Consider the following 12947-nt stretch of genomic DNA (forward strand, 5'->3'; position numbering starts at 1 on the left):
GGTCGCCGGTCAGGAAAGCAGTCACACCGAACCTCCAAGGGCCTGTTGGTAATTCACGATGGCGCCGCCAGGGTGAGCGGCCAGATAGCGATGCGCGCCGGCCGTGGTTCCGAACGGCAGGTAGTTCTGGCCGTCTTGCACCCAGACCGCCTTGTCGGCGAACCATCGGGTGCCCAGCTCGGCGTCGGGAACATAGGCGGCACGGACTTTGGCGCCGTGGGCGGTCGCGTCCCGCACCGCCCGAAGCAGAGCGGTCGGGTTGGCAACCGTCTGGGTCGAATCGGAGCCGTCCAGCCACAGTTCGCTTGCCAGGGCGGGATCCCCGCCGGGCATGGACGGGTTGGCGGTGGCGGCCCGGGTGGCGTCGTAGTTGCGGCCACGCGCGCCGAAGACGGCGCGCAGCGGCGCGTCCTGAACGAAGCCGGCGACGTCGAGGTCGGCGAAGTCGCCGATCGACTTCAGGTACGGCACATCGTTTTTCAGCGCATCGACCAGTGATGGTTTGAGCGTGGCATCGAATGACGTGCCGCCGGGACCGTTGTAGAGGTACACCACTTCCTGCGGCAGACCGCTCGCCTGGGCGACGATGCGGGCCGCCTCCAGCGGCCTTTGGTTCAGGAAGTCGGTGGCGTCGAGTTGTGCCTGCAGGAAGGCGGCCAGCACCTCTGGGTGATAGCTCGCATACGAGCGCCGCACCACCACGCCGTGCAGGGTGGGCAGGTTCAGTTCGGCGCCGTCGTACAGCAGTTTGGCCTTGCCCTGGAACACGAGCAGCCCAGGCCAGGCTACGAACTGCGAAAGGCCCTGCACCTGACCCGATTCCAGAGCGGAGGCGCCCACCTGCGGCTGCTGGTTGAGCACCTCCACGCCTTTGATCCCGGCCCTATCCAGTGCCCGCACCAACGTGCCGTGGCCGGCCGAGCCGACGCTGGCCGAGACCTTGGAACCGGCCAGGTCGTTCAAACCGGTGGCCGACGAACCGGGCGCCACCACCACCATGTTGAGCGCGCCCTTGGGGTTGTAGCCGGTGATCGAGACGATTTCGGTTTTCGCCAGCGGGTTGGCCTGCGTCTTGGAGCCGTTGATCAGCATGGGGTAATCCCCCATCGAGCCGATGTCGATCTTCTCGGCCAGCATCTGCGCGGTGATCGGGGCGCCGGTGTCGTAATCCTGCCACCGGACCGCGTATTTGGTGCCGGTGCGGGTGGTGATGTCGGCGAGCCGGTGCTCGAGGTAGCCCTGCGCGCGCAGCAGCGTCCCGGCGGTCACGGTGTTGATGGTCTTGGACTGGTAGCCGATGACGACGTTGACCACACCGGAGGACGCCGAGAGTGATTCCAGCGAGCAACCGGACACAGCCGCGATGATCACGACGGCGACCGACACCAGCCGAATGGCGTGTCGTTTCATGAAACATCCTGGGCTGTAGTGTGTTTCAGCGAATGAGATATGGCATGTTGACCGTGACAGCACCGGTCGGGCAGCGGGCGGCGCAGGGGCCGCAGTACCAGCATTCGTCGACATGCATGAACGCCTTGCCGGTATCGGGGTTGATGGCCAGCGCGTCCAGCGGACAGATCTCGACGCAGAGCGTACAGCCGTCGATACACAGCGACTCGTCGATCGTGACCGGGACGTCGACTCGGTTGTTGTTGACCAGCGTCATGGCTTACTCCTTATTAGGTTGCCGCGCATGGTGATTCGATCGCCCCGCATTCGGATGTACTCCAGGTCGACGGGCCTGCCGTCGTCGAGGCTGGTGAGGCGCTCCAGCATGAGCAGCGCCGACCCGTCGGGCACGTGCAATGTGGCCGCCGAATGCGCATCGGCGGGGATGGCCTCGAGCGCCAGCGACGCTGAGCCCAGCCGCTGCCCGGTCACCTGCTCGATCAGCGCGAACAGGTCTTGCTCTTCCAAGGGGTGTTCCAGCGGGTGATCCAGGATCCGGGTCCCGACGTCCGGGGTGAGGTAGGTCAGGTCGAGGCTCAGCGGCAGGTCGCCGAGGTAGCGCAACCGCTCGATGAACACCGCCTGCGCACCGGGCGCCAGTTGCAGCCGGCCGGCCACCGCCGGCGGAGCGACCACGAGCATGGCGGCACGCACCTCGTTCCGGACTTCGCCGATGTGTTTGAAGGTCTCTTTCAGCCCCAGCAGTGAGTCGATCCGGTGGTCGTACTTGCGCTGCGCGACGTGGGTGCCGACCTTGGGCCCGCGGTCGATCAGACCCTCATGTTTGAGGATGCCCAGGGCCTCGCGAACGGTGTTGCGGGACACCGCGAATTCGGCTGCCAAGTCGCTCTCGGCCGGCAGCCCGTCCGGATAAGCCGCGGCGTGGATCTGCTGGCGCAGCACATCGGCGACCCGGCGGGCACGGTCGGCCCGGGGTCCGCGAATGGGTATCGCCTCAGCCACGCCGCCACGCTAACGCAGCTCAGGGGCATATTTCGGGTGGGCAATCGGCGCCCGTGACGGCAGGTAGACGTATTGCGCCGGGTGCACTTCGCTGTCGACCAGCAGAAACCAGGGCCCCGGTGGCTATTGCGCCACCTGGGGAAACTCGCCGCCTTTGCGATCCCGGTGAGCAGAAAGTCGCGCCGCGCAGGACACCACGTTTTGCCCGCCTCCGAGCGCGCCGCGCCCAGCAGTTACCGTCAGACGTCTTCGGTGACCGCCCGCTGGACGCGGTCACCGTTGCGGGCCCCGTTCAAAACCGATGTGTCCGCGGGCAGCTCGAACGCCGGGAACGCAGAACCCACCGCGGCGGCCGCGGCGCTTCGTTGGGCTTCCAGGCGGGCCAGCGCCTCCGCCGTAAACACCGACAAGCCGAGTTCCGGGTTGTATCCATGGATTTCCTTGACGTCGAGCTGAGCCAGGAAATACAGGATCTCCTTGGAGACGACCTGACCCGGGACGAGCACGGGGAAGCCCGGCGGGTAGGGCACCACGAACGTGGTGGATACGAATTTCCGGCCCTCGGCGATCCGCCGGCCGGCGGTGCCGATCTGCACGTACTCGCGGTCGGACTCTTCGTATCCGGCGTAGAACGCCGAGCGCATGTCACCGAATGCGCAGGCCTCCACGGGACGGAAGGCGATGTCGAATTCGCTGAAGTCGGGAAGGTGCGGTAGATCCTGGGTGATCTCCTCGACGCGGCGCTGATGCAGCGTCCAGTCGGCCGCACTGGCCAGTTCCTTCTCCCGATCCAGGTCGGTGGCCACCCGGCGCAGCACGTCGAGTAGGTGATGCACGCTCGACCAGGTGACACCGATGGTGAAGATCAGCAGCACGCTGTTGATCGACGTCTTGTTGATCTGAATGCCGAAGCGCTCCATCAGGATCTTCTCGCGGAAGTCGTACCCGTTCATTCCGGTGTTGCCGAGGAACAGGGTGACTCGCGTCGGATCCAGCACGAACTGATCGGACCGCCAGGCTTCGTTCCACTCCGCCAGCGCGCCCTGCCGGACCTCGCGGTATGAGCTGACTGCGGATGCCCGGAACTCTTCGGGCACCAGGTCGGCTTCGTCGAGAATGCGGAACCATTTGCTGATCAGCCGGTCCTTGCGGACGCGGTGCCGGAAAACCAGCGCCATGTCGTAGACCTGCCGGACCAATTGGAAGCCCTCGATGTCGACCTGCCGGCGCGCCAGGTCCAGCGAGGCGAGCAGTTGCTGGTTCGGCGATGTCGAGGTGTGGGTCAAGAACGCCTCACCGAACGCATCGCGGGCGCGTGAATTGAAGTCCCGGTCGCGCACGTGGATCATCGACGCCTGCCGGAACGCCGACAGCGACTTGTGGGTGGAGTGCGTCGCATAGACCCGCACCCGCGCCTTACCGGGGTCGGGCAGCAGCCGATGGTTCACCCACTCCGACCTTGGAACCCCCTCCATCGACGCGGCCCAATTACGGTATTCCGCAGCGTATTCCGGTGACGCCAGCATCTGCTCGAGACGATCCGCGGACACCATGGCGGTCCGTTGCCGGGCCCAGGGAACGGCGGTGGCGAAGGCGTACCACGCCTCGTCCCACAGGAAGCAGATGTCCGGCTTGATCGCCAGTATCTCTTCCATCACCCGCTGCGGGTTGTAGACGACGCCGTCGAAGATGCAGTTGGTGAGCAACAGCATGCGCACCTTGTCGAGTTGGCCGGCTGCCTCGAGGTCCAGCAGCTTCTGTTTGATCGTCTCCAGCGACACCGCCCCGTAGATCGCGAACTGCGGCAGCGGATAGGCGTCCAGGTACAGCGGGTAGGCGCCGGCCAACACCAGACCGTAGTGGTGCGACTTGTGGCAGTTGCGGTCGATCAGCACGATGTCGCCCGGCCGGGTCAGCGACTGCACGACAATCTTATTGGCCGTCGACGTCCCATTGGTGACGAAATACGTCTGGTTGGCGTTCCAGGTTCGCGCGGCCTTGTCCATCGCTTTCTTGATGTTGCCGTGCGGGTCCAGTAGCGAGTCCAGGCCGCCCGAGGTGGTCGAGGTCTCGGCCATGAAGATGTTGCGGCCGTAGAACTCGCCCATGTCCTGCAATGACTTTGAGTTGAAGATGCTGGCGCCCCGCGCGATGGGTAGCGCGTGGAATTGGCCGACCGGCGAGTCCGCGTAAGCGCGCAAGGCATCGAAAAACGGTGTGGCGAAACGGTTTCGGAGTCCAGCAAGCACCGTGCTGTACAGATCGGTGACGTCGTTGAGCCGGTAGAACGTCCGATCGTAAACGTCGTTTTCTTCGTCACTGCCGGCCGCGATCGACTCGTCGGTGAGCAGGTAGAGGTCGATGTGCGGGCGCAGCTCACGGATCCATTCGCCGCATTCGATGCAGTCGGTGCCGCAGTCGCGGCTGACCGGATCGTCGGTGACGCCCAGCAGTGTGTTCATCAGCGGGACCCGGTCACGCGAGCGCAACGGCACGTCGTGACGGATGATCGCGGCCTGAATCTCGCCGTTCAGGGCCACCGCGGTGATGGCATCCTCGACGCTCGACACCACCAGCAGCTCGAACTGCACGTCATCAGACGCGCCGCTCAGCTCCCGCAGGCTTTCGGCCAGGCAGTCGGGTCCCATCGTGGGCGAGTCGTCGGCGAGCAGCACGGTGTAGAACTGCTGCTGTTTGGCCCGGGCCACCAACTCCTGGTCTGCCAACGGCGCGGAAGTATCGAAAAGTGCTGTGCGGTCGCCATATTCGCTGAGCAGACGCACCGCCAGCGACACCTCCTCGGCGAGCCGCACCGTCGACAGGCCGTCAAGATGAGCGCGGTAGGTCGCCAGGTTCTCTCGCCCGGGGTACAGCCAGTACCGCTCGTAAGCACCGAGGCGGTCCATCAGCCGCCTGACCTTCGCCACCTCGTGCGTTTTGTCCAGCCCGGCCAGGTCGACCTCGGCGAGGTGACGGCACGCGTCGTCAAGCAGGTTCCAGGTGTCGATGCGCGTGTACGACGGATTGGCCACCGCGGCCAGCGCGGAGACGCGCAGGCGTCGCGTGTAGGCACTGTAGGGATTCATGTCGTCACCTGTTTCTGGCGCGGCCCGAGTCATGCTGCCGCTTCCGTAGTTCGCGGTTATCGCTCGACAAGTCCGCCACCATTGTTATCCCGTCTGGCCTGCGTCCGCGATGTTTTCGCTCAGGATTCAACTGGATCGGTCAGCGCTCGGTTTCGTCGCTGTCGATGACCCGCCGGCCACCGCGGGTGCCGTCCATCCACCGCAGCATGGGGAGCTCCCGCCCGCGGGCCGGCAGGTCGGTGACGTCGCTGAGCGACCTCACCACAGCCTGGGTGAGGCCCATGATCGCGGCCATCACCGGTAGTAGCGGCTGCAGCGGCTTGGCGGCCGACCGCACGGTGCTGATGCGGCGGGCCACGATCAGCCGCTCGATCGAGTGGTACAGCCAGGCGCCGACGCCCAGCGCGTAGATCGAGAGGGCCGACGCGACGATGGTCAGGCCGTAGGCCGCGCAGATCACGGCGCCCAGCACCACTGTCGCAGCCAGGAAGGCGGCGAGGAAGGCGCGGAGCTCCAATCGGCTCATGACGTCGGTTCGGGGTGCTCCGGCGTCGTGGCCGCGGCTGGTCGCGTGGCTGCGCGGACGGCCTCGGCGGCCGCCCGGATCTGCGGCGTCACCAGCATGACCTGTCCCAGTACTCCGTTGATGAAGCCCGGTGAGTCGTCGGTGGACAGCTCCTTGGCCAGCTGCACGGCCTCGTCGACCGCGACCGGCTCCGGCACGTCGTCGGCGTAAAGCAGCTCCCACACCGCGACTCGCAGGATCGCGCGGTCGACTGCGGGCAGCCGCTCCAGCGTCCAGCCCTGCAGGTGGGTGCTGATCAGGTCGTCGATGTGGTCGATCTCGGCGCCGACGCCGTGTGCCACCGCCACGCTGTATGGGTGCAGCACCTTGACATCGGGGTTGGTTTGCGACAGCGCGGTGCGCACGTCGGCCAGCTCGACCGGGCTCAGGCCGCGAGCCTCGGCTTCGAACAGCAGATCCACGGCGCGCTTGCGGGCATGATGGCGTCCTTTGGCGGGCCTCGGCGATTTACCGTCCGGCATGTTCAGGAGTTGACCCGGCCCAGATAGCTGCCGTCGCGGGAATCCACCTTCAGCTTGTCGCCGGTGTTGATGAACAGCGGCACCTGGAGCTCCGCACCGGTCTCGACGGTCGCGGGCTTGGTGCCGGCGCTGGACCGGTCGCCCTGCAGACCCGGCTCGGTATGGGTGACGACGAGCTCGATCGACACCGGGAGCTCGAGGTACAGAGGTGCGCCGTCGTGGAAGGCCACCTGCACCGGCAGGCCCTCCAGCAGGAACCGGGCCGCGTCCCCGACCAGCGATTCCGGCAGCGGGTGCTGTTCGTAGTCCTGGCTGTCCATGAACACGAAGTCCGAGCCGTCGCGGTACAGATACGTGGCGTCGCGGCGGTCGACCGTGGCGGTATCCACCTTCACGCCGGCGTTGTACGTCTTGTCGACGACCTTGCCCGAGAGCACGTTCTTCAGCTTGGTACGCACGAAGGCCGGCCCTTTACCGGGTTTGACGTGCTGAAACTCGGTTATTGTCCACAGCTGGCCGTCGATCACCAGCACCAGTCCGTTCTTGAAGTCGGCAGTTGATGCCACGGTCGGTCTATCTCCTACAGGATGGCCAGTTTTTCCAGGGCCGAGCTTTTGCCCGGTGGCGGCTTCCGCCGCATACGGTGCGCGCAGAACGGCACCGGATGCAGCTTACCCGCACTGGCTACGTCAGAATGGCCAGCTCTTTGGGGAACCGAGTCAGCAGCTCCGCGGTCTGGCCGCCGGTTTCCGAGCCATCGTCGGCAACGACCAACGTGTCCTCGATGCGGACACCGCCCCGGCCCGGCAGGTAGACGCCGGGCTCCACCGTCACCACGGAACCGGCAAGCAACGTCCCGGCCGAGGTGGCGCCGATACCCGGTGCCTCATGGATCTGCAGACCCACCCCATGTCCCAGGCCGTGGCTGAATTGCTCGCCGTACCCCGCGTCGACGATCAGCTGACGCGCGGCGCCGTCCACCTCGCGAAGGTCCGCGCCGGCCCGCAGCGCCTCCCGGCCGGCCCGCTGTGACTCGGAGACCAACTGGTAGATCTCCAGCTGCCAGTCCGCCGCCTTGCCCAGCACGAACGTGCGGGTCATGTCCGAGTGATAGCCGGCGACCAGCGCACCGAAGTCGATCTTGACGAAATCGCCGTCGGCGAGCACCGCGTCGGTCGGCCGGTGGTGTGGGATCGCCGAATTCGGCCCGGCGGCCACGATCGTCTCGAATGAGATCGCGTCGGCGCCGTGGTCGAGCATCAGGGCCTCGAGCTCGCGGCTGACCTCACGTTCGGTGCGGCCGGGCCGCAAACCGCCACGCGCCACCAGGTCCTTCAGCGCGGCGTCGGCGGCCTCGCAGGCCAGCCGCAGCAGCGCCACCTCCCCGGCGTCCTTGATCTCGCGCAGCGCTTCGACGATTCCGGCGGCCCGCACCAGCTCGGTGTTCCCCCCGCGCTCGCCCACCTCATTCGTCAGCGCGTCGAAGCCGTCGACCGTGACCACATTGCTTTCAAAGCCCAGCTTGGACACGCCGGCGTCGGCCGCCTGCCCCGCCAGGTAGCGCCCGACGGCCCGCTCGATGGCCACCTCGAGATCAGGCGCCTGCGCCGCGGCCTGGGTGCGGTAACGGCCATCGGTGGCCAAAATCGCTTCGCGATCGTCGGCGAAGACCAGCAACGCGCCGTTGGATCCGGAGAAACCTGACAGGTAGCGCACGTTAATCAGGTCCGTGACCAGCATCGCGTCCAAACCGCCGGCACCGATCTGGCTTTTTAGATTTTCTCGACGCTGGGAATGTGTCACGCCTCACGACGGTACTCGCTACGCTGTTTGCCCATGAGTAACTGGATGCTGCGCGGGTTGTCGTTCGCTGCGGTGATGGTTGTCGTCCGGTTGTTTCAGGGGGCGATCATCAACGCATGGCAGACGCAGGCCGGGCTGGTAAGCGTGGTACTGCTGCTGCTGTTCATCATCGGCGTAGTCGTCTGGGGGGTGATGGACGGACGAGCCGACGCTAGAGCCAACGCGGATCCCGATCGCCGACAGGACCTGGCGATGACCTGGCTGCTGGCCGGTCTGTTCGCCGGCGTCCTGAGCGGAGCCGTCTCCTGGCTCATCTCGCTGTTCTACAAGGGCCTCTACACCGGGGGCCTGATCAACGAGGTGACGACATTCGCGGCCTTCACCGCGCTCTGCGTCTTCCTGCCCGGGATCATCGGGGTGGCCGTCGGCCGCTGGCGGGTGGACCGCAATCCCCCGGCCGACCGTGCAGCCGGACCGGACGAGGAACGGGCTGACACCGACGTGTTCACCGCCGCCAGTGCCGACGAGGCGCCGACCGGCGAGGTGGCCGTGCCGCATCCCGGCGCGCAGGCGGAGGCGCCGACGTCCGCGGTGGCCACCGCCGAACGCGAGGCACCCACCGAAACGATCCCTACGGGGCAGCGGGACTCGGCCACCGAAACGATCGCCACCGGTGCCGATGACACCAAGACCGAGGTGATTCGCACCGACACCAACCCCAAGCACGCCGAGCCGGAATCGGAATGGCCGACTTCGCAGTGGGGGAAGAAGGACTAGCCGCTAGTCCTTCGACGCTTCGGCCAGGTAGCGCAGCGCGAGCAGGTAGCCCTGGACGCCCAGCCCGACGATCACTCCGGTCGCCACCGGGCTGAGATATGAGTGACGCCGAAACTCCTCACGGGCATGCACATTGGAGATGTGCACCTCGATCAGCGGTGCGCGCAGTTCGGCGCACGCATCGCGCAGGGCCACCGAGGTATGGGTCAGGCCACCGGCATTGAGGATCACCGGCTCCCCCGCATCGGCGGCCAGATGGATCCAGTCCAGCAATTCGGCTTCGCTATCACTTTGCCGCACAACGGCTTTGAGTCCGAGTCCGGCGGCCTCACGTTCGATGAGCGCGGCCAGCTGATCGTGCGTGGTGTCCCCGTAGACGTCGGGCTCGCGCTGGCCCAGGCGGCCCAGGTTGGGGCCGTTGATGACGTTGACCGTGATGCTCATGGTGCACAGACTCCCGCGTAGGCCGTCACCAGCAGACCCGGGTCCGGTCCCACCAGCCGGCCCGGCTTGGCCAGCCCGTCGAGAACCACGAACCGCAGCACACCGGCGCGGGTTTTCTTGTCGCCGGCCATGAATTCCAGCAGCTGCGGCAATGCATCAGGGTCGTAGCTGACCGGCAGGCCCAGCGAGGTCAGGATGGCGCGATGCCGCGCGGCGGTGTCGTCGTCGAGCCGTCCGGTAAGCCGGGCGAGCTCGGCCGCGAACACCAGCCCCACCGATACCGCGGCGCCGTGCCGCCACTGGTAGCGCTCCCGGCGTTCGATGGCGTGCGCCAAAGTGTGGCCGTAGTTCAGGATTTCGCGCAGCTCGGATTCCTTTTCGTCGGCGGCGACCACCTCGGCCTTGACGGCGATCGCGCGACGGATCAGCTCCGGCAGCACGTCACCCTTCGGGTCCAACGCGGCCTGCGGGTCGGCCTCGATCAGGTCCAGGATCACCGGGTCGGCGATGAACCCGGCTTTTACCACTTCGGCCATGCCGGCCACGATTTCGTTGTGCGGCAACGTTTCCAGGGTGGTCAGGTCGACCAGTACGGCCAGCGGCTGATGAAAGGCGCCGACCAGGTTCTTGCCGGCGTCGGTATTGATGCCGGTTTTGCCGCCCACCGCGGCGTCGACCATGCCCAGCAACGTCGTCGGCACATGCACGATCGACACGCCGCGCAACCAGGTGGCCGCCGCGAAACCCGCGACATCCGTCGCCGCTCCGCCGCCGAGGCTGACCAGGGCGTCCTTGCGGCCAATTCCGATGCGGCCCAACACTTCCCAGATGAATCCGACGACCGGCAGGTCTTTTCCTGCCTCGGCGTCCGGGATCTCGATGCGGTGCGCGTCGACGCCTTGGTCGGCCAGGTGGCTGCGAATCGCCTCGGCGGTCTGCGCCAGTACCGGTTGGTGCAGGATCGCGACCCGGTGCCGGCCGCCGAGCAGCTCGCCCAGCTCGGCCAGCAGCCCGGTGCCGATCACTACCGGGTACGGCGGGTCGACGGCCACCTGCACGGTGACCGGTGGGGTGGGTTCTGTCATGTGGTGGCCTTGCTGGAACCGGGAGCGCCGGGAGTGACCGGCTGTTGGGTGTTTTGCAGGGGCAGCCGGGACATGATGTAGCGCACCACTGCCCCGGGGTTTCGACGGTTCGTGTCGACCCGCAGCGTCGCGACGCGCCGGTACAGCGGAACTCGTTGCGTTATCAGGGCCCGGTATTTCTCGGCACGGTTTCCACCGGCCAGCAGGGGTCGTACGGAGGTGCCGCCGGTGCGCCGCACGCCCTCTCGGGCGCCGATCTCCAAGTAGATGACGGTGTGGCCGGCGAGCGCATCGCACACCCCCGGGCTGGTGACCGCGCCGCCGCCGAGCGACACGACACCGTTCTGGTCGGCCAGCGCGGCGCGCACCACTTCTTCTTCGATGCGGCGGAATTCCTGCTCCCCGTCGGTGGCGAAGATGTCGGCGATGCTGCGCCCGGTCTGCTGCTCGATCAGCACGTCGGTGTCGACGTAGCCGACGCCCATCGCCTTGGACAGCCGGCGCCCGACGGTCGACTTGCCCGAGCCGGGCAATCCGACGAGTACCGCTCTGGGTGTCACGGTGCGCCTACCCCGATGCCTTGGCGCGGGCGGCCGGCGTTTCGTGCTCGGCGACCGCGCGCCGGTAGGCCTCGATGTTGCGCCGGGTTTCGGTCAGCGAATCGCCGCCGAACTTGTCCAGCGCGGCCCGGGCCAGCACCAGGGCCACCATGGTCTCGACCACAACACCGGCGGCCGGCACCGCGCACACGTCGGAGCGTTGGTGGATGGCGACGGCCTCGTCGCCGGTGGCCATGTCGACGGTGGCCAGTGCCCGTGGCACGGTCGAGATCGGCTTCATCGCCGCCCGCACCCGCAGCGCCTGGCCGTTGGTCATGCCGCCTTCCAGGCCGCCGGCCCGGTTGGTGGAGCGGACCACGCCGTCGGCGCCGGGGTACATCTCGTCGTGGGCCTGGCTGCCGCGGCGGCGGGCGGTCTGGAAGCCGTCGCCGATCTCCACGCCCTTGATCGCCTGGATGCCCATGACGGCGGCGGCCAGCTGGCTGTCCAGGCGGTTGTCACCGCTGGTGAACGAACCCAGCCCGATCGGCAGGCCCAGCGCCACGACTTCCACCACGCCGCCCAGGGTGTCGCCGTCCTTCTTGGCGGCCTCGATCTCGGTGATCATCGCCTGCTCGGCGTCCTTGTCGAAGGCCCGCACCGGGCTGGCGTCGATCGCGGTCAGGTCGTCGGGCCCCGGCGGCGGACCGTCGTAGGGCTCCGAGGGACCGATCGCGATGACGTGGGAGATCACCTCGACACCGAGTGCCTGACGCAGAAACGCGCGCGCGACGGTCCCCGCCGCGACGCGGGCGGCGGTCTCTCGGGCGCTGGCGCGCTCCAGCACCGGGCGGGCGTCGTCGAAGCCGTACTTGAGCATGCCGGCGTAGTCGGCGTGCCCGGGACGCGGCCGGGTGAGCGGCGCGTTGCGGGCGATGTCGGCCAGTTCGGCGGGGTCGACGGGGTCGGTGGCCATCACGGTTTCCCATTTCGGCCACTCCGTGTTGCCGATCTCGATCGCGATGGGGCCGCCCAGGGTCACGCCGTGGCGCACCCCGGCCAGCACGGTCACCGCGTCACGTTCGAACTGCATGCGGGCGCCGCGGCCGTAGCCCAGGCGGCGACGGGCCAATTGGTCGCCGATTTCGGTGGAGGTGACCTCCACCCCGGCGACCATGCCTTCGACCACGGCTACCAGCGCGCGGCCATGGGACTCCCCGGCGGTGATCCAACGCAACACGGGTCCCATTCTCCCATGGGGGCGTGCGCGGACTTAAATCCGAGCGCTGCCTCGAAATCGACGCCCGCTCACGGCAGCAGGGCCAAACCGGCCACGCCCGCGGTGGCCAGACACATCGAGGGACCGTGCGGCACCGTGGCACCGGCACCGGCGCCACGGAAGAGCCGGGTGGCCATACCCGCCAGCGCGGTCAGCAGCGGCGCGGCCAAAGCCGCGGTAAACCACACCGCGACGCCGAAGCAGCCGGTCAGAGCGCCGAGGCCGATGGCCAGCTTCACATCACCGGCTCCCATTCCGGCCGGCGCCACCAGATGTACCAGCAGATACAGACCCGTCAACGCGGCTGCCCCGGCCAACGCCGGCAAGCCGCGCCCGACGCACCAGGCGGCCACCAGGATCGCCGCGGCCCCGGGCAGCGTCAGCAGGTTGGGCAGCCGCCGTTGCAGGATGTCGTAGCAGCTCAGCGCCGCCAACCAGACGACCACCACAGCCGCCGCCGTTGCCCGCACGCCGG

Annotated in this window: 14 protein-coding genes; 1 reads left to right on the top strand and 13 read right to left on the bottom strand. The window is 67.5% G+C overall.

Annotated elements, in window-relative coordinates; genetic code table 11:
- Positions 1–21 precede the first annotated feature (21 nt).
- From ACZY0B_RS05645 to ACZY0B_RS05680, 8 genes are all read right to left on the bottom strand, one after another.
- On the bottom strand, positions 22–1410 hold the full coding sequence (locus tag ACZY0B_RS05645; protein ID WP_463763041.1) for an ABC transporter substrate-binding protein: 1389 nt from the start codon (positions 1408–1410) through the stop codon (positions 22–24).
- A 25-nt stretch (positions 1411–1435) separates the two neighbouring features.
- The gene (locus tag ACZY0B_RS05650; protein ID WP_463763042.1) at positions 1436–1666 is read right to left on the bottom strand and encodes a 4Fe-4S dicluster domain-containing protein; all 231 of its coding nucleotides are present in this window, start codon (positions 1664–1666) and stop codon (positions 1436–1438) included.
- Positions 1663–2412, bottom strand: a complete 750-nt coding sequence (locus ACZY0B_RS05655) for a GntR family transcriptional regulator (RefSeq protein ID WP_463763043.1) — start codon at positions 2410–2412, stop codon at positions 1663–1665. Before ACZY0B_RS05655 ends, ACZY0B_RS05650 begins: the two co-directional genes overlap by 4 nt.
- Before the next feature lie 239 nt (positions 2413–2651).
- Positions 2652–5498, bottom strand: coding sequence for an aminotransferase class I/II-fold pyridoxal phosphate-dependent enzyme (locus ACZY0B_RS05660; protein WP_463763044.1), 2847 nt, complete (start codon positions 5496–5498; stop codon positions 2652–2654).
- Positions 5499–5637: 139 nt separating this feature from the next.
- Positions 5638–6024 (bottom strand): antitermination protein NusB, encoded by a 387-nt coding sequence (locus ACZY0B_RS05665; protein ID WP_463763045.1) that lies wholly within the window; start codon positions 6022–6024, stop codon positions 5638–5640.
- Complete coding sequence (nusB, locus tag ACZY0B_RS05670; protein ID WP_463763046.1) at positions 6021–6545, bottom strand: transcription antitermination factor NusB; 525 nt, start codon at positions 6543–6545, stop codon at positions 6021–6023. The genes ACZY0B_RS05665 and nusB overlap by 4 nt, the downstream gene beginning before the upstream one ends.
- Before the next feature lie 2 nt (positions 6546–6547).
- A complete protein-coding gene (gene efp, locus ACZY0B_RS05675) occupies positions 6548–7111 on the bottom strand; it encodes an elongation factor P (RefSeq protein ID WP_463763047.1) in 564 nt (187 codons plus the stop codon).
- Between the two features lie 118 nt (positions 7112–7229).
- Positions 7230–8348 (bottom strand): M24 family metallopeptidase, encoded by a 1119-nt coding sequence (locus tag ACZY0B_RS05680; RefSeq protein WP_463763048.1) that lies wholly within the window; start codon positions 8346–8348, stop codon positions 7230–7232.
- 33 nt (positions 8349–8381) lie between these two features.
- Between ACZY0B_RS05680 and ACZY0B_RS05685 the strand changes: the two genes are divergently transcribed.
- Positions 8382–9125, top strand: coding sequence for a B-4DMT family transporter (locus ACZY0B_RS05685; RefSeq protein ID WP_463763049.1), 744 nt, complete (start codon positions 8382–8384; stop codon positions 9123–9125).
- 3 nt (positions 9126–9128) lie between these two features.
- Here the strand turns inward: ACZY0B_RS05685 and aroQ are convergent, their stop codons facing one another.
- The 5 genes from aroQ to ACZY0B_RS05710 form a co-directional block, all read right to left on the bottom strand.
- Positions 9129–9569, bottom strand: a complete 441-nt coding sequence (gene aroQ, locus ACZY0B_RS05690) for a type II 3-dehydroquinate dehydratase (protein ID WP_463763050.1) — start codon at positions 9567–9569, stop codon at positions 9129–9131.
- Complete coding sequence (gene aroB / locus ACZY0B_RS05695; RefSeq protein ID WP_463763051.1) at positions 9566–10654, bottom strand: 3-dehydroquinate synthase; 1089 nt, start codon at positions 10652–10654, stop codon at positions 9566–9568. The genes aroQ and aroB overlap by 4 nt, the downstream gene beginning before the upstream one ends.
- Positions 10651–11214, bottom strand: a complete 564-nt coding sequence (locus tag ACZY0B_RS05700; protein WP_463763052.1) for a shikimate kinase — start codon at positions 11212–11214, stop codon at positions 10651–10653. Before ACZY0B_RS05700 ends, aroB begins: the two co-directional genes overlap by 4 nt.
- Positions 11215–11221: 7 nt before the next feature.
- Positions 11222–12433, bottom strand: a complete 1212-nt coding sequence (gene aroC, locus ACZY0B_RS05705; RefSeq protein ID WP_463763053.1) for a chorismate synthase — start codon at positions 12431–12433, stop codon at positions 11222–11224.
- 68 nt (positions 12434–12501) lie between these two features.
- Positions 12502–12942, bottom strand: coding sequence for a prepilin peptidase (locus tag ACZY0B_RS05710; RefSeq protein ID WP_463763054.1), 441 nt, complete (start codon positions 12940–12942; stop codon positions 12502–12504).
- Positions 12943–12947: the final 5 nt, after the last annotated feature.

Source organism: Mycobacterium sp. IDUB_19, assembly GCF_055419445.1.